A 24,100-nucleotide genomic window follows, 5' to 3' on the forward strand; every position below is an offset into this window, starting at 1 on the left:
ATGTTTATCCAATTTTCTCCATATAATCTTGCAAATACACTTCATCAATTAGTGTATAAACTAAATTTCCTCTATGCGAAACTTGTAATTCCATTACTCCAGCATCAGAAAGAGAATCCAAAATTTCTTTTGTTTCATCAATCGGTGTGTTGGTTTGTAGTGCAACTTGTGTTGGTGTGAGTTGTCCGTTATGTTGAACAGCCAAGTATAAAATATCTAATTGTTTCTTCTGAAAAAGTTCTTTTTTCTGTTGTTTATGAAGACGAACAGTATTGAAACTAGCAGCCGTAGCAACACCTCCAGCACTCAATACACCTATAATTAACTCAATATCGCCTGTAGCGATAAGTTCAGATACTAACGCAACACTAAGAAAAGAAGAAATGCCTCCAGTAATTGCAGAAGCAACTTTGAAAAATTGTTTTTTTAAACCCATAACTATAGTATTTTTTTAGAAAACGTAAAGAAGTAAAATGTGATAGTTAAGATACGGTTATTTTTTGGGATAAGATATGAGAAAATTATTTTTTAAAAGATTTTAATGGATTTTTTTTCTCAACTAACTTTATTTCTTTTGATATAATCTCCACCAAGGCGTATTCGGACTGTCGTGATGTTCGTAGTGATAACCAAAAAAGTAACACGAAATAAATGCCCAAACGTGATTTTTTTTCTGACTTCTTGAATGGTGTTTGTTGTCAGGTGCGTGTCTGTGAGGTAAATATGTCCCAAAATAAAAAAGCTGAAACGTAGCCACAACAGAAGGAATCATCCAATAAAAAATAACATTTTCTATCGGAAAAATGAGTTTCAAAACATTATACGTAATCGCCATCAAAACAATCTGAATAATGGTAATGTAGTTTTTGGCAAAATTAAAATACCAAATCCAAAAGTTTCCATGATGAAAGTCTGGGTCTTTGTCTGTTGCTACAAAACGATGATGTTCATGGTGTTTTTTTAATAATCTTGGGTAATAATTGAAGGCAAAAAGTCCTGTTGCAATCGTTCCGATGATATTATTTACTTTTGTGTTTTTCGAAACGGTGTGGTGCATCGCATCATGTGCCGTAATGAAAATTCCTGTATAAAGATGAGTTTGAATAAGAAAAAACAGATAAGTAAGAGGATTATACCAGTTTATTTCATAAAACGCAAGCAGAAAACTAAGACTAAGAAGCCAAAGCGCAATGACTGTAATTCCGATATATGTTCCTTTTTGATTCATTTTAGTTGATTCTGTATATTTTTTTAATCGTTAATGCTTACCTTTCTGGAATAATACTCCATTCTATGACAGGACGTAAAGATAAATCAGTTGGATTTTGTTCTAATCCAAAAAAACCAGCCAAAAACTCTAATCTTCTTATTTCCATACCTGACTTTTGTTGGAAAGTTGGAAAATCTGTAATTCTATGAATAAAATTAACATTGACAATTTGAGGAGGTAAACGCCCAATCTCATCTAGTCTTATTTCAAATAAATCTTTCCTTTTTCCATCTTGAAAGTATGGAAAAAATCGTGTAATCCAACCATTGACAATTTTTGGTTGTCCGTATTCATCAAGAGCATGTTGTTTGAACATATTCATCCAAAACTGCTTGTCTATTTTTCCGTTTGCAGTTTCTTTTATTTCTTCAAGAATGGGTAAGAGTTCACTTATCCACCAATCTAATTCATACATAATTAATTTTTTAGATTTATCAATTACTTTTTGCCAATCTTCTATTGTTCCTTCTAAAGTAATTTGAGGTATTCCACATAAAACAGTAGAAAAATCATAATTAAAATAAGGTTGAAAAGTATTCAAAACTGTAATCTGACTTACAATTTTTTCAGTTGGTGAAGTCGTGCTAAAATCTGCTGTAAGGTTATTTATCAAATTTTCTCCTATGTATTTGGCTACTTCATCGTTCATTTCACCAATAGACTTTTCCCATTCTGCTTTTAATTTTATCTTATCTATTTCTAATAAATTATCATTTCTAATTTCTAATTCCTTTTTTCTTTCAAAATCCACAAACAAATGACGGAGTTTTTCAGCATTTACTTCTACGTGCTTCGAAAAACCTTGACAAATCAATAACCAAATCATATCAGGTGACAAAACAAAAGGACGGTGATCTGCATAAGCCAATTGCATTCCTCTCAAAAAAGAATACTTTCCAGCATAGACAAACTCTTTTCCATCAGCAGAACCAATAATCGTTTCTTCTGAAAACTGCTTACTAATCTGCTCAAAAGAAGTTTCTTTTAAGGGTTTTATAGCTCGTTTTAGTTTTTCTACTTCAAAGGTAATGGAGGCTTTTTGGATGATCATAAATACTGTAACTGATTAGCGAGTGATTAATATGATTTTTATGATGAAAGGCAGGATAAATACAAATACAATTTTAAATACTGAAAATGAAAAATACTGTAACTGATTGTAAAGAACTTGTAGGATTAATAGGATTTTGAATACAGATTAATACAACTGAAAGTCAGCGTAGCTAAAATACTTTTTTGATTATAATTTTCAGAGAAATTCAACTGGTAACTGGTTACTACTTACTGGTAACTGATTAATTACTGTTTACTGATTTCACTTCTTCAAATTGCACATACTCTCCTATATTATCAAAGTCATATTTTTTACCTTCTTGATTGGAGTGAATGTTTTTTGAAGGAGGAGTTTCGACTCTAATTTCTCCTTCTGGACGAATATCGTTTTGTGTTTCGTACTGTTTTTGTGCTTGTTTCTGAACTTTTCGTAATAAGATTTTAGCCAAAAACTGCATTATTTTACCAGAAAAGGCATACAGTACATAAAGAATAACAGCCGAAATGATAAGGAATTTCAGTAACATAATGATTAATGTTTAATTATTAATGATAAATGGAATTACAAAAATATCAATGAAGTAATTAAGTTTATAAAGCTATCCTATTAAAAATCTGTAAATAAGTGTTTTGTTTTGAGAATTACTCTTTTTTCTAATTCAATATTTTTCTACAAAAATCTATAATTTGTGAAGTTGCACCTGTATTCTGAATTACGTATTCTCGTGTGATTTCGTTAATCTGTTCTCTAAAATAATAGTCTTTAAAAAGTTTTTTTAATAAACTTTCCAATTCTTTTTCATTTGAAACCGAAAAAGCTCCTTTTTTAGCTAATAAATCAATCGCTTCTTGAAACTTCTGATAGTTTTTATTTCCAAAAATAATAGGCATTCCAAAAGTTGCAGCTTCTAAAATATTATGCAAACCTTTTCCGAATGCGCCACCAATATATGCCACATCGCCATAACTATAAATGGAAGATAAAAGACCGATATTATCGATGAGCAGTAAGTCAGCTTGTTGTAAATTTTGGAGACTTTTTTTGTCGTTCAAATTTACTTTTGAGTAACGTTCTATTTTAAGATAATCAAATGCTTTTTCTAATTGTCGAAGGTCTGATTCTCCAATCTGATGGGATGCAATAGCTAGTTTTACTTTAGTGTTGTCTTCTGTTATATCTTTATTACTTTCTCTAAATTTTTGAAATGCAGGAGCAAGAACTTCAATATCTTCTTGCCACGAACTTCCCACAACAAGCAATTTACTTTGTCCAATAAAATTTTCTAAAATTGGTAATTCTTTTCTTTGAGCCACAATATGAGATACTCTATCAAAACGAGTATCGCCTGTAATGCTTACAGTTGAAATATTTATACTGTTCAATAAATTTTTTGAATGCTCATTTTGTACAAAAAAATGGGTGAAACGCTCTAACATTTTCACAGAAAAATCACTTTCTTTTCCCTGTTTTGCTTTGTTATTTCCTTTAAAAAAATGTTGGTCTTCTCTAAAAATTGTTGAAACTGAAAAAAGAGGAATTTTACGTTTCCAAGTTTCTTCAATGAAATGATGCCAAAATTCATACTTTATAAAAAAGACAACTCTTGGTTTTACTGTTTCAATAAAAAACTCAGCATTTTTTTGTGTATCTAATGGCAGATACATAATTACATCAGCTTTATCGTAGTTTTTACGAATTTCGTAACCACTTGGAGAAAAGAAAGTAAGTAGAATTTTATAATGAGGATATTCTTCTTTGAAGGCTTCTATAACAGGTCTTCCTTGTTCGAACTCGCCCAAAGAAGCACAATGAAACCACGCCACAGGCTGCTTAATTTTTTTAAATTTTGCTTGCAGTTCTGTTTTCCAATTTTTCCGTCCTTCTTTAAACAAATTTGCTTTTTGGTGGAAAGGAGCAGCTATTTTAATTCCCTGCCAATATCCCCACAAAGACGCATCATAAAGCCAACTTTTCATTCGAAATTCTTTATTCCAAACCTATAAGGTTTTTAAAAACCTTATAGGTTTAAATTTATTCTTTATACTTTCAAAAAACTTTCAATTTCTGTTATTAATTCTGGAATTGCCTCTAAATTAAGTGTATGTCCTTTTTTAGATAACAATTTAAAACTTGCATTTGGAAGCGCATCTACAATATTGTGTCCCATTTGAGGGGTTGTCAGAATATCTTGCGAACCATGAATTACTTTTACTTGAACAGTTACAGATTTTAAATCTTCTCTATAATCGCCACTATTTTCAGTAGCATCCATTAATTTCATCAACGAATCTGAACTAATTTTATTGAGTAATCGTGCATTCTGAATATCTTGAATTGGAATAAGTGGACTAAAAAAATAGTCTTGTCCCAAAACAGCAGGCAACATCACATCAAGCATCAGTTCATAACCACCCGACAAAAGCGCACGTCTCCAACTTGTTCCTATAAAATCAAAATAAGGAGTTCGGTTTGCAAAGGTAGAAAGTAAAACGGCTTTTTCAATAGTTGTAGGATAATTAACCAAAAGTCGCATAGCCACAGCACCACCATACGAAATTCCAACAGGAACAATTCGTTTGGCATTTATTTTCTCTAAAACTTGATTTACATCAGCAGCATGCTGTTCAAAACTTCTGTATTCACCTTTTTGGTCAGACTGTCCTTGAAAAATTTGGTCTATCAAAACGATATTAAACTGATTTTTCAAAACTTGCACAATCGGAAACCAAGAAAGTGTAGATTGAGAAAGACCATTCAGAAAAACAAGTGTGTACTTACTATCATCTATAAAATGATGTTCATAATAAATAGAAAGACCGTCTGGGAGTTTTAATTTCATTGTTTTTGTTTGTATCACAGACTTCCTAGTCTGTGTGTATAAATGAGCATTTTATTTTTGTTCAGACAAGATGTCTGAACTACTTTATCCTTCCATTTTACCAAAAAAATAATTTCCTGTTGCATTTTTATCATTCGAAAGATAAAATTCTCTAAAACAAAAAATAACTTCTAAATGAGAAAGATAACCATCATTATTTGCATCCATTTTTGAAAATGCTTCTTCAGCATACTCTTGGTTTTGTTTGCAAAGGCTGTAAAAGTGTGTAAATTCTTTCTTATCCCAACGTTTATCTTTATCTAAATCTATCAAATGAAACAAACTTTCTATAAAAGGATAGACATAACGCTGATAGGAAGACGAATCTGCAATCAAAACTTCATGAACTTCTACAAACTCCTCTAAACTAATTTTGCCGTCACCATTTTCATCAGCTGCATCAATGAGTTGTTTCCAAAAACGATGAAACATTTGTTGCAGACGCTTTTGATGTGCTTGTTCATTTTCATCTTCCGAAATAGCCAAATTATCAACAATTTGATCCAATTCTTTGGGTTCGATAAAACCATCTTCATTTCTATCAAAGAAATGAAATAAATGAGTCATTTTCTTTTTTTGGAAATTAGTAAGCATAATTATTTGAATTGAAAATGGATAACTAACAATGAATAATGAAAATTACAGATATTCTTTAAACTAAGCAAAAGCTAAGATAAAATAATATATCTTCAATTATCCATTTTCAACTCTAAATCTATCAATTATTTCACCTTTTTTACCCAAGCTACGAATTTCTGCATTTCTTCGGTTTCCATTAGCTTTTCTTTAGTATTATAGGTTTCACCTAGTGTTTTTTCATCCCAAAATTTATGAATAGTAGAATGACATTGTCTGCATACTCTGATTCCTCGTTTTTTCATCTCTTCTTTTCCAAATTTCCTTAAAAAATTCTTTCTACGGTGCATTTTTTTAGGAATCAGATGATGAAACCCAAGTCTTTTCTGACGCTCACACAAAGCACATTTTTCTACTTCGTCTTCTAGTTGTTCTAAATTTGGATATTTTGAATAATCTATTTCGTAATCTTCCATAATATTTTATAGTTTTGCGAAAGCTAAAGCATTCGGTACATTTTTTTCGCACCTTAAAAGGTACACTACATAAATGCTAAACGTTTATTTTTTGTTTGAGGTTCTTTTTTGACTTATTTTTGAACTATTCTTAATTAAAATAAAAAACACTTATGGAAAGAATATACACTTCACCTTTCTACACAATTGATTGGATTGCCTCAGACACAATGTTTGAGTTTCATTTTATTGACACTACAAATATGTCATGGAAAGACTTTCAAAAAGAACTGCTCCTACAAGTCAAATTTGCCCACAAGTATCAACCAAAGTATTTCTTTTTTGATACTCAAAATTTTGATTTTACTATTGCACCTGACATGCAAGACTGGATTGAAACTAATATATTTGCTGAATTTGTAAAAGCAGGAGTTCTAAAATATGCTTATATAGTAAGTAAAGAATTTATTTCTCAATTGTCTATAGAATTGCTGATGGATGAAAATGTAGGTAAATATTTTAAAACTGAGTATTTTACTAATGAAGAGGAAGCAAAAAAATGGCTATTGTCATAGCTGAATAATAAATTTCCATTTGTGGAAAGGTTTCTTTTTTGCCTATTTTTGTAATATTACAACTGGCTCAAATATCGATGCTTGAACCAGTTGTAACTCTAAAGGCAGACATTTTTTATACTAACCTACACACTTCAATATGACAACTATTCCAACCTCTAAAAATCCTGTTGATAATTCTATCAATCATTTACAAAACAAAAAAATACTCTTAGGTGTCTGTGGAAGTATTTCGGCTTATAAATCGGCTCTTTTGGTGCGCCTTTTGGTCAAACAAGGCTGTGAAGTACAGGTCATTATGACAAAATCGGCATCTGATTTTATTACGCCTCTTACCCTTGCTACGCTTTCAAAAAAACCTGTTTTAATTGATTTTATAAAAAACAAAGAAGGAGTTTGGAATAATCATGTTGATTTAGGACTTTGGGCAGATGCTTTTATTATTGCTCCAGCTTCTGAAAATACGATTGCAAAACTAGCGAATGGACTTTGTGATAATTTGCTTTCTGCGACGTATTTATCAGCTCGTTGTCCTGTTTTTGTTGCCCCTGCCATGGATTTGGATATGTATCAACATCCTTCTACACTTAGAAATTTAGAATATCTAAAAAGCTATGGAAATATTTTGATTGAAGCCACTCATGGCGAACTTGCAAGTGGACTTATAGGACAAGGAAGGCTAGAAGAACCTGAGAATATTGTTTCTTTCTTAAATGAGTTCTTTGAAAATTATCAAGAAAAAGAAACCGTTATAAAAGAAATTGAAGCTCCTTATTTACCTTTACAAGGAAAAAAAATTACCCTTACAGCAGGTGCAACACGTGAAGCCATCGACCCAGTTCGTTACTTGACCAACCATTCTTCTGGAAAAATGGGTTATGCTATTGCAGCAGAAGCACAAAAATTAGGTGCAGAAGTTACACTTATTTCTACCTCAACGCTTGAGAACCCAAAAGATGTAAATGTTGTGAAAATTGGTTCGGCTGATGAAATGCTTTTAGCTGTCGAAACAGCTTTTCAAGAAACCGATATTTTTATTTTTGCTGCTGCCGTTGCCGATTATCGTCCTTTAGAAGTTGCTACTCAAAAAATAAAAAAAGAAGAAGGAATTGATAAAATGGTAATCGAACTTACCAAAAATCCAGATATTGCAGCTACTATTGGAGCAAAAAAACAAAGCAGTCAGTTTTTGGTAGGATTTGCACTTGAAACCAATAATGAATTAGAAAATGCTCAATCCAAACTCAAAAAGAAAAATTTGGATATGATTATTCTTAATTCTTTGCAAGAAAAAGGTGCAGGCTTTGGACACGACACCAACAAAATCAGTATTATTGATTCAAAAGGAAAAACAGATTTTGAATTAAAATCTAAAACAGAAGTCGCACAAGATATTCTGAATACAATTATTGAAAAACTAGATTTAAGGAAAAATCCTGTTTTAGATAATATAGAGGAAGAAGTAAAAGAAGAAATCAAAAAACCGATTGCTCACAAGAAATTTGAGATAAATAAGGAGGAGGAGTTTTAAGAAGCCCAAAATACCATATCTAAAAAACAGAAAAGTAGAGACAAGTCAAGCCTTGTCTCTACAATTATTGTTTATTTGCAATTAATTATCCACCAACACGATTACTTTCATCTTCTGCACCAGTTTTTCTTTTGCGAGCCGATTTTACTTGATTATTTCCAAAGTTATAACTCAAGTTTACTCTAATCTGACGGCTTTCCCAGCCTCCTCCTCCTTGAATCAAGACATCTCCAAACTGCGTATCTCCACGCCAAGGTGAACTGAAAAATATATCACTCATAGACATTCTGAAAGAGAGTTTGTCTTCCAAAAAGCTCTTCTGAATAGCCAAATCCATAGCTCCCAAACTTTTTGTCTGATACGTTCCTCCCCAAACAGAAGGTGAATTGTACCAACCCGAAACTTCAAATTTATAGCCTTTTGGCAATGAAAATGAGTTTTGTCCATAGAAATTAAGCGTACTTTGAGAAATAGAAACAAATTCATCTGTCTTTCCTTTATATGAACTGTTATAAGCATTTACACTTACAAAAGCATTCCACCATTTATTTATTTCAAAAGGATAGCTCAAATTAAAACTCCATGTTTCTTGTGTTGCAATATTTTGTTCTTGAATTACACTTCTACGCTCGTCTCTTGAGGTTGTTACTTGTCCAAAAAAATCATTAATATAACTATAACTTATAGATGTATTTAATGTGTATTTGTAAGTATGTGAAAATTTAATGTTGTCTGTATATTGAGGTTGTAAAAAGGCATTTCCTTTTCTCAAAGTCAGTTCATCTAATTGCTGTTCAAACGGATTCAAGTTTTGATAATTTGGTCGTTCTATTCTTCGGCTATATGTCAAACCAAAAGAGTTATTTTTATTAGCAGTATATGTAAATCCTCCACTAGGGAAAAGATTTAGATAATCTCGTTTGACTCTTTCGTTGTTTTCATCTTGTGTACTATTGAGTTTTCCGTCTGATTTTGTATGTTCGGCACGTAAGCCAAATTGAACATTCATTTTTTTCCATCTTCTATTATAATTGAAATAAGCTGCATTGACAATTTCTTCATAAATAAAATTATTACTCTTATTTTCATTTAAAACTCTAACTCCATCTGTTTCGTCATAAAAATCAAATGTATTGTCTGTATTTACCATTGAAGTTTTGATTCCAATTCCCAATTTTCCTTTCAAGAAGTTTTGTTCATAGTCTGTCTTAAAAGTAAAAATATCAATCGTAACAGGCATTACCATTTCATAGACCAAACTAGAAAGCAACGTTTGTTCATTTCCATCATAATAAAGATTTGGTTGATAGGTTTTTCCATCATTTTTGTACTGTCCATAATCTACATCTACATTAAAAGTATGTCCTGTGGTGTCTTCATAGCGATAGTTTAGGTTTCCAAGTAGATTATAAAAATCTCTTCGATTCAAACTTTCGGCTACCAAAACTTGAGAAACCTCCTTTGTTGTTTGACTGCTAATAGGAGTTCTTGTTTTGTTATCAAAATCCATATTACTAAAATTACCATTGAGCAAAACACCAAATGTACTTTTGCTACTTGCAAAAATATCTGTACCTAATTTTATATTATGGCTGCTTTCATCGATTATACCTTCCGAACGAGCATCAAAAATAAGGTTGTTTTGTGTTCTGTAAAGATTAAGAAAACGTCCTGTTTCTCCAAAACGATTGCTATAAGTAAGAAATGTATTTGTTTTTTTAGTACGATTATTCAATGAAAGCGAACTATTATAACGCTGATTGTCCCAAACTGAATACCCTAAACTTACTGTTCCATTTGTTCCAAAGTTTTTATTTTTTTTGAGTTTAATATTCAAAATACCTGCGCTTCCTGCTGCATCATATTTTGAAGAAGGTTGAGTAATAATTTCTATACTTTCAATATCAGAAGCCTGTAAAGTGTTGAGATAATTAGTCAAATCCTCACCTTGCAAAACTGAGCGTTTGCCATCAATATATACCTGAATACCACTTTTTCCTTCTACAATAATTCCATTATTATTATCCAAAATTACTCCTGGTGCTTTTCTCAAAACTTCTAGACCTGAGCTTCCAGACGCAGCGATTGTTCCCTCTACATTAAAAACAGTTTTATCAGCCAAGACTTCTACCATTGGTTTTTTAGCAGTAATCTCAACAGCATCCAGTACATTATTACTTTGAATAACAAATTTATTTACATTAATTTCTTTAGACGAATTTTCAGTAACTGAAATAGTATTAGAAGTAAATTTTTGATAACCGACACTAGTTACAATGACAAAATAATCTCCATTTCTGACATCGACAAATCTAAAGTTCCCATCTGCATCAGCTACAGAGGCTTTGGCAAGAGAAGAGTCAGAAACATTCATCAGTCCGACGGCTGCAAACGAAACTGCTTCTCCATTATCAGATTCTGCTGTTCCTGTGATAGAATGAGAATTAGTTTGAGCAAAAGCAGAAAATGAAGATAAAAATAATAATACTAATAAAGACAATTTGAAAGAAGAGGTAAGTAAGTTTCCCATAATTTGATTCTGAATAATTAAAAAGTAGTTAGATTGAAATATTTGAGCTAATAGTTTAAAAAGACAGTAAGATATTACTCAGGTTGCAAGGCTTTAGGTTTTTTTGTGAAAAGGAAGTAGTTTGTTAATATTTATTAGGAAAACAAGAAGTTGGAAGTCTTATAAAAAATACTGCAATCTATTTTGTAAATTTGTTATTATAAAAGTTGATATTGTGTTGATTTTGGAGAAAATTATAGGTATGTGGAAGTCTAGCCCATTTCTTTTTTGGATACTAATTTTTTATATTTTTTGTGTTTCACAAAAAATACAGGCGCAAGACTATGACCTTGCTTACCAACATATCACCACAGAAAATGGTCTTTCAAATAATTTTGTAACTATGATGATTCAAGACCAAAAAGGATTTATTTGGCTTGGAACACAAGAAGGACTAAATAAATATGATGGTTATGCTTTCAAGATTTATAAATCAGATTCAGAAACAAAATATCATCTTAACAGCAATCATATTACTTTCCTAGCAGAAGATGCCGAAAAAAATATACTATGGATAGGAACAACTACAGGACTTAGCAAACTACATACGCAAAAAGATACGATTGAAAATGTATCTTTCTTTGATAAACATTTGGTCAATTATGTTTCTATTGATGAGAATAAAAATGTTTGGGTAGCAACTGATAAAGGTGTTTTCAAGAAAGAAACGAGTACTCAAAACTGGCAAAATTATTCCTTCAACTTGGATACTAATCAAAACTTTATCTTTATTGAAGAGAAATTAATTAAGGGAAAGAATACATTTATTTTAGTTGCTGTAACAAAACAGATAAGCTATATCAATCATTTATTTTCATTGAATGAACAGAAAAAAGAATGGGAGAAGATTATCAAAACGCCTAATTATCTTCAATACATAGATGAAAATGGAAAAATTTGGACTTCTTATAAAGATGAATCCTTTTTCGATACCTATAGTGAAATTTATAATCCTGTTTATAAAATAGATTCAGTGTATGTAGAAAAACCAAAATCCACAAAATATACTCATCCTTTTACTGGAATAGTCAATGAATTTACTACAGAAAAAAAGGCTAAAAAAATATGGTTTGGAGATACAGGAGGACTTATCCTTGTAGATTTAGAAACCAAAAAATTTGAGGCGTGGTATTATTGGAAGCATTTCTCAAAAGGACGAGATAGATATACAGTAGAAATGATTTTTAAAGACAAATCAAAAAATTACTGGGTCTGTACACAAGGAACAGGAGTATTTTTATTTGCAGATTATACAATCAATAATTTTCGCACCTATAAGTATGATCAAACACCTGAAAAAGCACTTAGCCAGCCTAGCACACGAGCTATTTATCAAGACCCTGTTACTAAAGATATGTGGATAGGCACATACAGCAACAAAAACACAGTTGATATTTTCTTGGGAGATTCTATCAAAAAGACGCTTTTTATAAATAGTTATGTTCATTTAATTAAAGAAGACTCTACTCATAAAAATATTCTCTGGTTTGCTACTTCTTCAGGGCTTAGAAAAATAGATAAAGAAAAATTTGAGGTTTTGGAAAGTTATAGAATGGATAACACCCTTTTGAATGATATATTACCTCTCAATGATTCGACTTTATGGATAGCAAATCAATATAATTTAGATCATTTCAATCCAAGTACAAAAAAAATTATTTCTTACCCTCATCTAAAAGATATTACTCATTTATGTAAGACTAAAAATGAAGCGATTTGGGTAGGTTCTCAAAGTAAAGGAATTGGTTTTTTGGGTTATTCAAATGAATTAAATTCAGAAAATGCCAAAACAATAACGATTGATTATTACAACCCAAATAAAAACAAAGAAAATACAGTTTGTTATGTAAAATGTATTCTTCAAAGTAGTAGCGAACCAACTATCTTTTGGATAGCCACCACAACAGGTTTTTATAAATTTGATAGTAAAAAAAGACAATTTTTAGAACATTATACCGAAAAAAAAGGACTGCCCAATAATATTGTTTATACTATTTTAGAAGATAGTGAAGAAAATTTGTGGGGAAGCACAAATCATGGAATTTTCAAGTTTAATCCCAAGACAAAAATCTTTACCAACTTTGACAAACAAGATGGTTTGCAAGACAATGAATTTAATACCTTTTCTTATTTTAAGAGTAAAGAAGGAGAGTTGTTTTTTGGTGGAATAAACGGGGTAAATGCTTTTTTTCCAAAAAAAATGAAGAAAAATGAGTTTGTACCTCCTCTTCATCTGACCAGTTTCGAAAAACTAGGCAAAAAAATAAATTTTGATACACCTATTTCAGAGCTTCAAGAGATTTCTTTTGAACAAGAAGAGGCTAAAATGCTTACTTTTCATTTTGCTGCTCTGAGTTTTTATCAAAGTAGAAAGAATCAATATGCTTACAAAATTGAACCTATTCAAAAAGAATGGATCGAATTAGGTACAAAAAATGAACTTACCCTAACCAATTTAGCAGCAGGAAATTATACCCTTTACATAAAAGGTTCAAATAATCATGGTATTTGGAACGAAAAAGGCATTCAGTTAAAGATAAAAATTATTCCTCCTTTTTACCAAACACTTTGGTTTCAAACTTTACTTATCTGTATATTTTTGGCTAGTGTTTATTTTTATTACAAATTAAAGGTAAGACAATCTAAAAAAAGAGCTATTTTCCTAGAAAATCAAGTAGAAGAAAGAACTCATGAAATTCAGTTACAAGCAGAAGAATTACAGATTACCAACGAGAGACTTAAAGAACTAGACCATTTTAAGGAAAAAACAACAAATATGCTCGTTCATGATTTAAAAAATCCTTTGGGAACAATCATTTATGAAGCAAAAAATAACATTCCGATAAGAAAAGCGAGTCAGAGAATGATGAATTTATTGATGGCTTTATTAGATTCACAAAAAATACAATCTCCACAATTTCAACTGCATTTGGAAAAAACAAATTTTGATTCTATTTTAAATAATGTTGTTGAAGAAGTTGAAGTATTTTTGATGGAAAGAGAAATACAAATTATTTATGAAGAAAATTCTATTTTTTGGCTACAAGTTGATAAAGATTTGATTGAGCGAGTTCTTGTAAATTTGCTTACCAATGCAATTAAATATAGTTCGAAACGCTCTTTTATTAAAATTTCTATTAAAGAAAATCAATCTAATTTTGCTCAAATAACTGTTACAGATACTGGTTTAGGAATAGAAAAACATCAATTAGATACTATTTTTGATTCATACACACAAGTTAATGCACAAAAAGTAGGAAGTATTTCCTCTACAGGTTTGGGACTTTCATTTTGTAAACTTGCTGTGGAAGCTCACACAAAAGAATTTAAGAACACACTACAAAATGATAGAACAATTTGGGTAGAATCTGTGCCAAATATTGAAACAAGTTTCCATTTTATTGTTCCTCTTTTAGAGATAGAAATATTAAAGTTCAATCAAGAAAACAAATTAGAATTTCTATCAAATGAAAGCAAAAACAAAACATTTTCTAACAGCAATTCGTATCAATTCTCTGAAACTGAAATCAATTATTTACAACCTTTTATCAAAGAATTAAAAAATTTAGAAGTCTATCAAGCTACTCAAATCCGAAGCATTTTGAATTCCCTAAATGATGAAAATACAAAAATTTCAGAATGGAAAGAAGAAATTCAAGAAGTTCTTTACCGAGTAGATGAAGATGAATATCAAAAATTATTAAACTTAACTATAACGCCTTAGGAATATAAAATGAATAAATTTACATTTTTTAAATTCACTTATTACTAAACGGGGTTAAAACCCTGTTCAATTAAAAAATTACCTTCTATTTTTTTATAAGGATATTTTTCAAAAATAGGCTATGAATTATAAATTGGACAGGGTTTTAACCCTGTTTTTATAGATTACTAAAAATGTAAGTTTATTTTTTTAGTGTTCTTAGGGTTTGAATTTAAAAACTTACTCTTTTGACTACTACTTATACTATCCTAGTCGCTGACGACACTGAAGAAAATCTAAAACTTATTACTGAATATTTAGAACAAGATGCTAAAGAAAGTCAAGATACAAATAGACTTTCTTTTAATTATCAAATTCTACTTGCACCAAATGGTGAAATAGCCTTCAAAATTGCTCAAAAAACAGAAATTGACTTACTCATTACTGACTGGGAAATGCCCAAAATGAATGGTTTAGAACTTATTTCTGCTTTTCAATCGAATAGAAAATTACGTAAAGTTCCTATTATAATGGTAACAGGAATGTATATTGAATCTCAGAACCTCAAACTTGCTTTAGAAAAAGGTGCTATAGACTTTATTAGCAAACCAATTGCTCAGATGGAACTTGTGGCACGAGTGCGTTCTGCTATTAAGTTACAAGAATCTTTCAAAATCATTGAAGAGCAAAAGAATAAAGAACTTAGTGCAAAAATTTTACACGTCCAAAGGCAAAATGAAATTTTGGTAGAAATTGATAATCAGTTTGGAGAGCTTTTAAAAAAAATAAGAAAAGAACAACTACAAAAAGAGGAAAAGGAAAATAGTTTATACATAGATTTTTCTAGCTATTTGAGTGAATTAGAAAACATAAAAAAAACACTTAAAAAAAATATAGATACTGAACATGACTGGGAAAATTTTCAGCTTCGAATGCAACAAAATCACCCTGAGTTTGTACAAAAACTGGCTGTTTATCAAGATTTAAAACCTCATGAATTGCGTTTTTTGACTTATCTTTATATTCGAATGAGTGATAAAGAAATTGCTAGAATCTTAAATATCAACTATCAAAGCGTAAGGGCTTACAAATCAAGAGTAAAGAAAAAACTAGATATTGAAGAAGGAATTTCTTTGAATGATTGGATAGTTAGTCTTTAGAATTATAAATATTAAATACTTTTTAAAAAATGGAAGAAATAACCACATTTGAAAATCTCTCTTTAATAGATTACAGAGCTTTTAGAGATGCAATAGTATATAGAGAAATGACTCTTGTTGGAGAAGAATATATCAACAGAGATATACGTATTTATGGTGTAGAGTATATAAATACAATTCCACATTTTGAAAAAAAAACTATACAGTTATCGTTTAAAGAAGGAAAACTAAAAAATGTCTATACATTTACTTGTGGCAAAAAAAAATATACTATTGTAGGTACTCAACACGAAATTTCTCATAATAAATTAGGCATGGGCGATTCTGGACTAAAAACTCTACCTTACTTTGACCAAAGTGAAACTATTAATATTATGATGAATCAAATGGAGAAGCTAAATTTGGAACTAGAAAAATATAAAAATAAAGCTGACAAAGATAGGGTTTAGGAATTCATTATAATAGATAAACTTAACTTTGCTACAAAAGCAAATATTACAATTATGGAAATAGAATACATAATTAATATTAAATCAGTTTTAAATGAATTAAAATCTCTTGAAACTGCTGATTTAAGTTTTGAAGATTTTCATAATAAGTTCAGTTTTTCTAATTTTTTAGATGGATTTGGCGATTCAAAAATTCTTTTTTGGGATAATGAAAATAAAGAAAATTCTTTACTTTTCAAGGGAAGTATTTTAAGTTTCTGTTATCAATCTTATGTAGCTTGGAAAGATTTAAAAAGTAAAAAATCAGAAAAAGTGTGGTGTTGTGGAAATGAACAAGGAGATTTTAGCATAGAATATTATTTAGATAATGAAAAAATATATTGTAAAACTCATAATCATACTTACATTTATTTACAAACTTCATTTCATAAGAGTTTAAAAGATTTGATTAATAAGTTAATAAAGGAATTACCTTTTTATTATCCCAACATAGAAAAAAGTATTTATTTCAGTAAATTCAAATATGATTTATGTTAGATTCTTAATTAAAGGTTATGGTTATTTTTGTATAACAGTCTGGAAGACTGTTGAATTTGATAAAATGCTGTTTTTGATGTTCAGACTTCCAGTCTGAACTACCTTAATAAAAATCATGATAAGGTTTATTATTTTAATACCAAGATAGAATAAAATTTTAAAAATTGATTTTTGCTTTAACCCAAATAAAAAACAACATATTTCAAAACCTGCTAATCGAATTGGCATTTTTCTCTAAAAATATGTATTTTTGGTAAAAATATGTGTGTTCAGTTCCTCAGAACTGAATCAATCAGAAAAAATTAGAATACAAAATATAAATCCCATACAAAAATGAATTATTGGTTTCTCTGCAAAGTCAGTTATACAAAAGAATTAGAAGATGGAACGGTAAAGCGCATGAAAGATAATTATCTGACTGACGCAACCACACTCACAGAAGCAGAAGCACGTATGCACGAAGAAGTGGGTCGTTCGATGCGAGGAGAATTTTCGGTGGCAGCAGCCAACAGAATGAACTTTGTAGATGTTTTTACCTATCCAAATGTTGATAATTACTACAAATGCAAAATCCGTTATGTAACCATTGATGAAGCAAAAGGAAAAGAGCGTGAAGTAAAAAATCAAGTTTTGATTGCTGCTGATGACTTGTTAGATGCTCATACACGTCTTACAAAAGAATTTTCGTCGATGCTCGTTCCTTACGAAATCATTGAGATTATCAAAACTCCTTTAGTGGAAGTTTTCCGTTATAAGTCACCTGAAGAAAGAGTTACGCCAAATCTTCGTCCTATTTCAGAAATTGAAGAGATAGAAGATTAAATGTAGATTATACTTTAGGATGATTAAAACGTACCGAATGCTTTAGCTTTCGAATAAAAAAGCTGCAAAAGTAAAATTTGCAGCTTTTTTTGTGGTATTTATTTTGACAGACAAATTTCTGCTTCAAATCCTTTTGTGGTAAAAATTCGTAAATTAAAAATGTGCTAATTTTATAAAAAATCATCTACTCCATTCTATAATGATAACTTTAATGCCTAAAAATAATTTTATAGTCAAAACTGTATTTCTAGCTTTCTTCTTTTCGGCTTTCATTTCTACTTCTTTTAGCCAAAGTCCAGAAGACATTTATAATCAATATAAAAAAGAATTTCCTGATAAAATGGGTGTTTTATTAGAGAAAAATGATGAAATAACGATTGATTTTGAAGGCGATACAGTTTCCATTTTACACACAGAATATGAAGATTTATTATTTCTGACCGACAGAGCAACAGGATTAGCTTCTCAAAAAGCGTATGAATCTTATTTTTCTAAAATTGAAAATATTGATGCAGTTACACTTGTTCCAAATGGAAAACGCTACAAAAAAATGAAAGTAGAATATTTCAAAAAAGAAAAAGAGTCTTCTTCTGGAATATTTTATGATGATTTGGAATCTACAAACTTTATCATGCCTAATGTTTCTCCACAGGCTCGCACACAGGTTTCGATTACACAGAATATCAAAGACCCACGTTTTTTGAGTTCGTTTTATTTGGATAGTTATGTTCCAATAAAATCAGCAAAACTGACTTTGAAAGTCAATAAAAATATAGAGATTAATTACAAATTATTCAACACAGAAGATATAAAACTAGATTTTAATAAGACTGAAAAAGGAAATTATGTTATTTATGAGTGGACTGCAAAAAACTTGAAAGATTTTAAAGCAGAAGATAATGCACCACGAAGAAATTACTTTTCTCCTCATATTGTCTATTATGTAACTCAAATAAATTATCCAAATCGTACTCAAAAAATAGCTAAAAGCGTGGCTGATTTATATGATTGGTATTCTAATTTGTCTTGTAAAGTAAATTTAGAAGATGATGCAGAATTATTTAAAACTGTAACAGAGCTTACAAAAGGCGTGACAGAGGAACAAGAGAAAGTGAAAAATATTTTTTATTGGGTTCAAGATAATATCAAGTATATTGCTTTTGAGGATGGAATGCAAGGTTTTATTCCTAGCGAGGCGAGTTTTGTCTATGCAAAACGTTATGGAGATTGTAAGGGAATGTCTTCTATCATCCATAAAATGCTCAATATGGCAGGAATTGAGAATACTTATTTGACTTGGATTGGTTCAAGAAGTTTACCTTATAAATACTCTGAAATTCCTACTCCAATTGTGGATAATCACATGATTGTGACCTATCAACCAACAGAAGGCGAATTTATTTTTCTTGATGCGACAGACTCTTATTCTCCTTTTGGTTTTCCTTCTTCGATGATACAAGGAAAGGAAGCACTTTTAGGAATGGGAAGAGAAAAGCATAAAGTTGCATTAGTTCCAATTATTGATAAAGAAAAGAACTATTCAAAAAAATCTGTTTCGCTTTCTATTTCAGATAAAAATTTAGTTGGAAAAGGTCAGTATTCAGCAGAAGGTTATCCAAAAGGCTACATGACACATTATATAGACGGACTTTCGAAGGAAAATGAAAAAATCTATATGAATCGTTATTTTACAAAAGGAAATAATAAGTTTTTTGTAGATGATTACAAAATCAATAATCTAAACGAAAAAGACGAAGCTCTAAAGATTGAATATGATTTCAGAATTGAAGATTATGCAAAGTTTGTAGGCGATGAAATTTATATTAATATGAATATGGAAAAAGCCTTTAGTAATGATGAAATAGAAAAAGATAGAAAATCGCCTATTGAAAATGACTACCTTTTTAAAGCCAATAATGACATTTTTTTACAAATTCCTGAAGGATATGAAATAGAATATTTGCCAGAAAATAGTGATTTCAATAACGATTTATTTGGTTATAACATCGAATACAAAAAAGAAGGTAACAAAATAAAATTTACTCATAATTACTACAAAAATTATTTACTATTGAATAATGAGAGTTTTGAGGATTGGAACAAAATGATAAAAGAAGTAAATAAAGCCTATCGTGAGGTTATTATTTTGAAGAAGAAGTAGTTTTTTAGATTTGAGTTTAATTTTCAAAAAAGTCTTTTTTATCTTAAAAAAGACTTTTTTCATCATAAAAATCGTATATTTTCGTATCTTTGCAGCCAAATCAAAAACCTTCTTGTTGAACGTTTATTTTACTAACTATCAACAACTTAAAAAATTAGCCGTTGTTGGTCTACTTACTAACAACACAGATTTTTACAAATATGGCTGCTATTTATCGCAAATTCGGAATTACTACCATTATTGCTGTTTACCTACTTATTTTGGTAGGGGGAATTGTGCGTAGTACAGGTTCAGGAATGGGTTGTCCAGATTGGCCCAAATGTTTTGGGCAGTATGTTCCACCAACAGATATTAGTGAACTTCCAGAAGATTACAAGACTATTTTTGCTGTTCAGGGACGTGAAATTGCAGATTTTAATGCTGTTCATACGTGGATAGAATATATCAATCGCCTTTTGGGTGCGCTTATTGGTCTTTTTATTCTAATTACGGCTGTTCTTTCAGTTTCATTTTGGAAAAAAGATAAAATTATTACTCTTCTTTCTATTTTGGCTCTAATTGGAGTGCTTATACAAGGTTGGTTAGGAGCAAAAGTAGTTTCGTCTGATTTACATGAAGGAATGATAACCATCCACATGATAATGGCTCTTGTTATTGTAGGACTTTTGATTTATACAGTTGTTCGTTCATATAATGGCGTTTTGAAAACTGAAAAAATAAATAATATTCCGAAGGTAAATTTAATTGCTTTTGCGAGCGCAGGAGTTGCTTTTGCTCAGCTTATTTTAGGAACTCAAGTAAGAGAAAATATTGATAACATTTCCAAAATGCTAGGCGAAAATATGCGAAGTGAATGGATAGAAAATCTAGGAATGACATTTTATATACATCGTTCTTTTTCTATTTTAGTTTTGCTTCTTCATGTAGCTTTAATTTACTCTATTTGGAAAAATGCCAATAAAAATGGACGTATTGCAACATTTGGAAAAAGCCTTCTTTCTATCTTAGTTATAGAAGTAGTCACAGGAATTATTATGGCTTATTTTGCTATTCCAAAACCCTTACAACCTGTTCACATGCTGTTGGCTTCCGTAGCATTGGGCATTCATATCCTGCTTATTTTATTTATTAATTTTGATTTTCTTTTTGGCAAAAATGTCGCTCATGAGGACATGATTAATGGATAAATAAATTATTTGAAGAAAAAAGAAAAATATACCATTGCTCGTGTCCTATACGAGTAATAAGCAACAAAAAAATACACATTATGCTTACCGAAACCGATGATCTCACTTTGGACATAAACTTAGACCTTCCAAAAACTCCAATAGATAAACATAACACAGATGTTATTCATGCAGAAACCTCAAAGCTAAAAGCCTTTTTTGCGCTCTTAAAGTTTCGTTTGTCTGCTTTAGTGGTTTTTTCTTCTGCCATTGGTTATGCTTTAGGAGTAGAACAGATTACAGACTGGAAAAAATTTGCTATCTTTTGTTTTAGTAGCTTTATTATTACAGGTTCTGCAAATACGCTCAATCAAGTGATAGAGAAAGAGTATGACAAAGATATGAAGCGTACCAAAACTCGTCCTCTTCCAACAGGCATAATTTCTCAAACAGAAGGAATTATCTTTGCTGTTATTTTGGCAATTATTGGAGGGGCTTTACTCGTTACCTTTGTAAATTCTTTGACGGCTGCTTTGGGTTTGCTTTCGCTCTTTTTATATGCTTTTGTTTATACACCTTCCAAACGAATCTCTTCACTTTCGGTCTTTATTGGAGCTTTTCCAGGGGCTTTTCCTCCACTTATTGGTTGGGTAGCTTCTACTGGCGAAATTACACAGTTTGCTCTCATTCTTTTTGCTATTCAATTTATATGGCAATTTCCTCATTTTTGGGCGATTGCTTGGCTTGGAAATGACGACTATGTAAAAGCAGGCTTCAAGATGCTTCCTAGTGGTGGAAAAACTTTACGTACTTCTATCCAAATTTTGACTTATACCATGTTCTTATTACCAATCGGACTTATGCCTTATGTGTATGGAATGTCTGGTAAAATTTCTGCAGTAATCATCTTTGTTTGTGGTCTTTTATTTTTGATTCCTGCGTGGCTTTTGGTCAAAAAAGGGGATAACAAATCAGCTTTGTTTCTGATGTTTTCTTCATTTTTCTATTTGCCTATTGTTCAACTAGCTTTATTGTTTGATAAAATTTAATAAAATATATAACAGACTTCCTAGTCTGTTGGATTCACTGTAATAGAATTTCTTTTTCAGACTAGGAAGTCTGAACTACCTTAAAATCAACTATACTAAATCAACTATAAAAATTAGAAAATGGATACTACAAAAAATATATACATAGAAGAGCAAGAAATAACAACAATGCACCCAAAGAAATTTAATGTTTGGTTGTTTATTGTAAGTATAATCATGCTTTTTGCTGCTCTTACTTCGGGTTATATCGTAAGACAGGGAGATATTTTGAAAGAATGGCTCGTTTTCGATTTGCCTACTCTTTTCTACTGGAGTACAGGAGTTATTTTGCTTAGTAGTATTACAATGCACTGGGCATATTTGGCTGCTAAGAAAAATGAAATCGGACAAATTAAAATTGGTCTTTGGCTTACACTTGCTTTAGGATTTGTATTTTTATATATGCAAGTAAAAGGTTGGGGACAGCTTGTAGATGCAGGTGTTTTCTTTGCTGGAGAAAAAAGTAATCCTGCTGGTTCTTTTATCTATGTTATTTCTGGACTTCATGCTTTTCATATTGTGGCTGGTTTAGTCTTTGTTGCCATTACACTTATTAGAGCAATGCAATCAAATGTGCATTCAAAAAACACTAATACGATTGCTATGTGCATGACTTTTTGGCATTTCTTAGACCTTCTTTGGGTTTATTTATTCTTCTTCTTTATGTTCTTTAAAGATGGATTGAATTAAATTTATTCCAAAAAAATAGATATTTATAGAAAAGCAAGTTTAGAAATGAACTTGCTTTTTTTGTCTAATTAATTTGATTAACATAAAATATAAATTGCTGTCAATCTATATTTTGATTATTTTTGTGTGTATGAAAAAAATAGACATTCGAACCGTAGATGTTATTCAATATTTACAACCTTTACGAGAAGGTGGTTCACTTCCTGCCATTGTCAAAGCTGATGACGATTTTTTATATGTCCTAAAGTTTAGAGGTGCTGGACAAGGAAAAATGGCGTTAATTGCAGAATTTATTGGTGGCGAACTTGCACGAGCAATTGGTTTAAAAATTCCTGAATTGGTCTTCATGAATCTTGATGAATCATTTAGTAAGACTCAACCTGATGAAGAAATTCAAGATTTGCTCAAATTTAGTGTTGGTTTAAATCTTGGCTTACAGTTTTTATCTTCTGCTATTACTTACGACCCACTTGTAAATAATGTAGACCCAATTATTGCCTCTAAAGTAGTTTTGTTAGACAGTATTATTAGTAATATTGACCGAACAGATAAAAATACTAATTTATTACATTGGAATAATGAGTTGTGGATAATTGATAATGGAGCAAGTTTTTATTTTCATCACAACTGGGAAAATTGGAGAAATCATTTGACTAGGACATTTCCTCTTATTAAAGACCATGTTCTTTTAAAGAAAGCTACAAAGCTAAACGAAGCTGCAATAGAAATTAAACACGCTTTAAGTCAAGAGAAAATTATTGATATTGTATCAGCTATTCCAGAAGATTGGCTAACTAGCGAATCTATTACTATGTCTCCTAAAGAAATGAGAGATGCCTACATCGAATTTATAACCACCAAACTTACTAATATTGATTTATTAGTTAAAGAAGCCACTGATGCAAGATAAATTTATATTCAAATACGCCATCCTACGAATTGTTCCAAAAGTAGAACGAGAAGAATTTTTTAATGTTGGGGTCATCGTTTTTTGTAAACGAAAAAAATTCTTAGACATCAAATATAATATTAATGAGAACAAATTAAAGGCATTTTCATGTGAAATAGAAGTAGAACTATTAAATGATTATTTGAAAGCATGGAAATTAGTGTGTCAAGGAAATTCTTCCAGTGGGAAAATAGGTCAATTAGAATTATCTGAACGATTTGGATGGCTAACAGCTAGTAGAAGTACAATAATTCAAAGTTCTAAAACCTACTCAGGATTAAGCAGTAATCCCAACGAAGTATTAGAAGATATATTTAAAGAGTATGTGTCATAAGATGTTATCTAAATTATACTGCTAAATATTAGTTGTGGAAAATTGAAGTTAGTTTAAAATTCCACGTTTTATTTTTTATCTCAAAATAATTTAAACTTGACTTTGTATATAAAAAACCTCAATTTTAGCTTGT

Annotated in this window: 22 protein-coding genes; 13 read left to right on the forward strand and 9 right to left on the reverse strand. The window is 30.4% G+C overall.

What is annotated here, in order from left to right; all coding sequences use genetic code 11:
- Positions 1 to 4 precede the first annotated feature (4 nt).
- The 8 genes from V9L05_RS05445 to V9L05_RS05480 all read right to left on the reverse strand — a co-directional run bounded on the left by V9L05_RS05445 (position 5) and on the right by V9L05_RS05480 (position 6,254).
- Complete coding sequence (locus V9L05_RS05445) at positions 5 to 436, reverse strand: hypothetical protein (protein WP_338789929.1); 432 nt, start codon at positions 434 to 436, stop codon at positions 5 to 7.
- A 129-nt stretch (positions 437 to 565) separates the two neighbouring features.
- Positions 566 to 1,228 carry a fatty acid desaturase gene (locus V9L05_RS05450; protein ID WP_338814685.1) on the reverse strand — a complete coding sequence of 221 codons (663 nt, stop codon included), beginning with the start codon at positions 1,226 to 1,228 and terminating at the stop codon, positions 566 to 568.
- A gap of 37 nt (positions 1,229 to 1,265) precedes the next feature.
- On the reverse strand, positions 1,266 to 2,321 hold the full coding sequence (locus tag V9L05_RS05455) for a DUF4419 domain-containing protein (RefSeq protein WP_338814686.1): 1,056 nt from the start codon (positions 2,319 to 2,321) through the stop codon (positions 1,266 to 1,268).
- Between the two features lie 244 nt (positions 2,322 to 2,565).
- The gene (locus V9L05_RS05460; RefSeq protein WP_338814687.1) at positions 2,566 to 2,850 is read right to left on the reverse strand and encodes a DUF4834 family protein; all 285 of its coding nucleotides are present in this window, start codon (positions 2,848 to 2,850) and stop codon (positions 2,566 to 2,568) included.
- Between the two features lie 127 nt (positions 2,851 to 2,977).
- On the reverse strand, positions 2,978 to 4,300 hold the full coding sequence (locus V9L05_RS05465) for a glycosyltransferase N-terminal domain-containing protein (protein WP_338814688.1): 1,323 nt from the start codon (positions 4,298 to 4,300) through the stop codon (positions 2,978 to 2,980).
- A gap of 62 nt (positions 4,301 to 4,362) precedes the next feature.
- Positions 4,363 to 5,163 (reverse strand): alpha/beta hydrolase, encoded by an 801-nt coding sequence (locus tag V9L05_RS05470; RefSeq protein ID WP_338814689.1) that lies wholly within the window; start codon positions 5,161 to 5,163, stop codon positions 4,363 to 4,365.
- Positions 5,164 to 5,247: 84 nt separating this feature from the next.
- Positions 5,248 to 5,796 (reverse strand): EF-hand domain-containing protein, encoded by a 549-nt coding sequence (locus V9L05_RS05475; RefSeq protein ID WP_338814690.1) that lies wholly within the window; start codon positions 5,794 to 5,796, stop codon positions 5,248 to 5,250.
- Positions 5,797 to 5,924: 128 nt separating this feature from the next.
- Positions 5,925 to 6,254, reverse strand: coding sequence for a hypothetical protein (locus V9L05_RS05480; protein ID WP_338814691.1), 330 nt, complete (start codon positions 6,252 to 6,254; stop codon positions 5,925 to 5,927).
- 152 nt (positions 6,255 to 6,406) lie between these two features.
- Between V9L05_RS05480 and V9L05_RS05485 the strand changes: the two genes are divergently transcribed.
- Together V9L05_RS05485 and coaBC are read left to right on the forward strand one after the other, a co-directional pair.
- Positions 6,407 to 6,808 carry a hypothetical protein gene (locus tag V9L05_RS05485; RefSeq protein WP_338814692.1) on the forward strand — a complete coding sequence of 134 codons (402 nt, stop codon included), beginning with the start codon at positions 6,407 to 6,409 and terminating at the stop codon, positions 6,806 to 6,808.
- 139 nt (positions 6,809 to 6,947) lie between these two features.
- On the forward strand, positions 6,948 to 8,339 hold the full coding sequence (gene coaBC, locus V9L05_RS05490) for a bifunctional phosphopantothenoylcysteine decarboxylase/phosphopantothenate--cysteine ligase CoaBC (RefSeq protein ID WP_338814693.1): 1,392 nt from the start codon (positions 6,948 to 6,950) through the stop codon (positions 8,337 to 8,339).
- 85 nt (positions 8,340 to 8,424) lie between these two features.
- On the opposite strand, the gene V9L05_RS05495 is transcribed toward coaBC, so the two are convergent.
- Positions 8,425 to 10,869, reverse strand: coding sequence for a TonB-dependent receptor (locus tag V9L05_RS05495; protein ID WP_338814694.1), 2,445 nt, complete (start codon positions 10,867 to 10,869; stop codon positions 8,425 to 8,427).
- A gap of 241 nt (positions 10,870 to 11,110) precedes the next feature.
- Here V9L05_RS05495 and V9L05_RS05500 point away from each other — a divergent pair, with 241 nt between their 5' ends.
- The 11 genes from V9L05_RS05500 (at position 11,111) to V9L05_RS05550 (ending at position 23,967) form a co-directional block, all read left to right on the forward strand.
- Positions 11,111 to 14,632, forward strand: coding sequence for a two-component regulator propeller domain-containing protein (locus tag V9L05_RS05500; protein WP_338814695.1), 3,522 nt, complete (start codon positions 11,111 to 11,113; stop codon positions 14,630 to 14,632).
- A gap of 227 nt (positions 14,633 to 14,859) precedes the next feature.
- Positions 14,860 to 15,771, forward strand: a complete 912-nt coding sequence (locus V9L05_RS05505; RefSeq protein ID WP_338814696.1) for a response regulator — start codon at positions 14,860 to 14,862, stop codon at positions 15,769 to 15,771.
- Positions 15,772 to 15,800: 29 nt separating this feature from the next.
- Positions 15,801 to 16,220 (forward strand): hypothetical protein, encoded by a 420-nt coding sequence (locus V9L05_RS05510; protein ID WP_338814697.1) that lies wholly within the window; start codon positions 15,801 to 15,803, stop codon positions 16,218 to 16,220.
- Positions 16,221 to 16,274: 54 nt separating this feature from the next.
- A complete protein-coding gene (locus V9L05_RS05515) occupies positions 16,275 to 16,757 on the forward strand; it encodes a hypothetical protein (RefSeq protein ID WP_338789911.1) in 483 nt (160 codons plus the stop codon).
- A 333-nt stretch (positions 16,758 to 17,090) separates the two neighbouring features.
- A complete protein-coding gene (locus tag V9L05_RS05520) occupies positions 17,091 to 17,579 on the forward strand; it encodes a DUF4494 domain-containing protein (protein WP_338814698.1) in 489 nt (162 codons plus the stop codon).
- 199 nt (positions 17,580 to 17,778) lie between these two features.
- Positions 17,779 to 19,740, forward strand: coding sequence for a DUF3857 domain-containing protein (locus V9L05_RS05525; RefSeq protein ID WP_338814699.1), 1,962 nt, complete (start codon positions 17,779 to 17,781; stop codon positions 19,738 to 19,740).
- A 200-nt stretch (positions 19,741 to 19,940) separates the two neighbouring features.
- Positions 19,941 to 20,927 (forward strand): COX15/CtaA family protein, encoded by a 987-nt coding sequence (locus V9L05_RS05530; protein ID WP_338814700.1) that lies wholly within the window; start codon positions 19,941 to 19,943, stop codon positions 20,925 to 20,927.
- Between the two features lie 80 nt (positions 20,928 to 21,007).
- On the forward strand, positions 21,008 to 21,955 hold the full coding sequence (cyoE, locus tag V9L05_RS05535; RefSeq protein ID WP_338814702.1) for a heme o synthase: 948 nt from the start codon (positions 21,008 to 21,010) through the stop codon (positions 21,953 to 21,955).
- Positions 21,956 to 22,075: 120 nt separating this feature from the next.
- Positions 22,076 to 22,684 (forward strand): cytochrome c oxidase subunit 3, encoded by a 609-nt coding sequence (locus V9L05_RS05540; protein WP_338789906.1) that lies wholly within the window; start codon positions 22,076 to 22,078, stop codon positions 22,682 to 22,684.
- 130 nt (positions 22,685 to 22,814) lie between these two features.
- Entirely contained in the window at positions 22,815 to 23,594 is a 780-nt protein-coding gene (locus V9L05_RS05545; RefSeq protein WP_338814703.1) for a HipA family kinase, read from the forward strand.
- Positions 23,584 to 23,967, forward strand: a complete 384-nt coding sequence (locus V9L05_RS05550) for a DUF3037 domain-containing protein (RefSeq protein WP_338789904.1) — start codon at positions 23,584 to 23,586, stop codon at positions 23,965 to 23,967. Before V9L05_RS05545 ends, V9L05_RS05550 begins: the two co-directional genes overlap by 11 nt.
- Positions 23,968 to 24,100: the final 133 nt, after the last annotated feature.

This window comes from Bernardetia sp. Wsw4-3y2 (assembly GCF_037126295.1).
GTDB lineage: Bacteria > Bacteroidota > Bacteroidia > Cytophagales > Bernardetiaceae > Bernardetia.

Bases quoted from the DNA above. Each gene is read 5' to 3' on its own strand.
- V9L05_RS05460 (WP_338814687.1), bottom strand. From the start codon at position 2,850: ATGTTACTGAAATTCCTTATCATTTCGGCTGTTATTCTTTATGTACTG.
- V9L05_RS05545 (WP_338814703.1), top strand. From the start codon at position 22,815: ATGAAAAAAATAGACATTCGAACCGTAGATGTTATTCAATATTTACAA.
- V9L05_RS05455 (WP_338814686.1), bottom strand. From the start codon at position 2,321: ATGATCATCCAAAAAGCCTCCATTACCTTTGAAGTAGAAAAACTAAAA.
- V9L05_RS05450 (WP_338814685.1), bottom strand. From the start codon at position 1,228: ATGAATCAAAAAGGAACATATATCGGAATTACAGTCATTGCGCTTTGG.
- V9L05_RS05470 (WP_338814689.1), bottom strand. From the start codon at position 5,163: ATGAAATTAAAACTCCCAGACGGTCTTTCTATTTATTATGAACATCAT.
- V9L05_RS05530 (WP_338814700.1), top strand. From the start codon at position 19,941: ATGGCTGCTATTTATCGCAAATTCGGAATTACTACCATTATTGCTGTT.
- V9L05_RS05465 (WP_338814688.1), bottom strand. From the start codon at position 4,300: ATGAAAAGTTGGCTTTATGATGCGTCTTTGTGGGGATATTGGCAGGGA.
- V9L05_RS05520 (WP_338814698.1), top strand. From the start codon at position 17,091: ATGAATTATTGGTTTCTCTGCAAAGTCAGTTATACAAAAGAATTAGAA.
- V9L05_RS05475 (WP_338814690.1), bottom strand. From the start codon at position 5,796: ATGCTTACTAATTTCCAAAAAAAGAAAATGACTCATTTATTTCATTTC.
- V9L05_RS05445 (WP_338789929.1), bottom strand. From the start codon at position 436: ATGGGTTTAAAAAAACAATTTTTCAAAGTTGCTTCTGCAATTACTGGA.
- V9L05_RS05550 (WP_338789904.1), top strand. From the start codon at position 23,584: ATGCAAGATAAATTTATATTCAAATACGCCATCCTACGAATTGTTCCA.
- V9L05_RS05495 (WP_338814694.1), bottom strand. From the start codon at position 10,869: ATGGGAAACTTACTTACCTCTTCTTTCAAATTGTCTTTATTAGTATTA.
- V9L05_RS05515 (WP_338789911.1), top strand. From the start codon at position 16,275: ATGGAAATAGAATACATAATTAATATTAAATCAGTTTTAAATGAATTA.
- coaBC (WP_338814693.1), top strand. From the start codon at position 6,948: ATGACAACTATTCCAACCTCTAAAAATCCTGTTGATAATTCTATCAAT.
- V9L05_RS05480 (WP_338814691.1), bottom strand. From the start codon at position 6,254: ATGGAAGATTACGAAATAGATTATTCAAAATATCCAAATTTAGAACAA.
- V9L05_RS05525 (WP_338814699.1), top strand. From the start codon at position 17,779: ATGATAACTTTAATGCCTAAAAATAATTTTATAGTCAAAACTGTATTT.
- V9L05_RS05540 (WP_338789906.1), top strand. From the start codon at position 22,076: ATGGATACTACAAAAAATATATACATAGAAGAGCAAGAAATAACAACA.
- V9L05_RS05510 (WP_338814697.1), top strand. From the start codon at position 15,801: ATGGAAGAAATAACCACATTTGAAAATCTCTCTTTAATAGATTACAGA.
- V9L05_RS05500 (WP_338814695.1), top strand. From the start codon at position 11,111: ATGTGGAAGTCTAGCCCATTTCTTTTTTGGATACTAATTTTTTATATT.
- cyoE (WP_338814702.1), top strand. From the start codon at position 21,008: ATGCTTACCGAAACCGATGATCTCACTTTGGACATAAACTTAGACCTT.
- V9L05_RS05485 (WP_338814692.1), top strand. From the start codon at position 6,407: ATGGAAAGAATATACACTTCACCTTTCTACACAATTGATTGGATTGCC.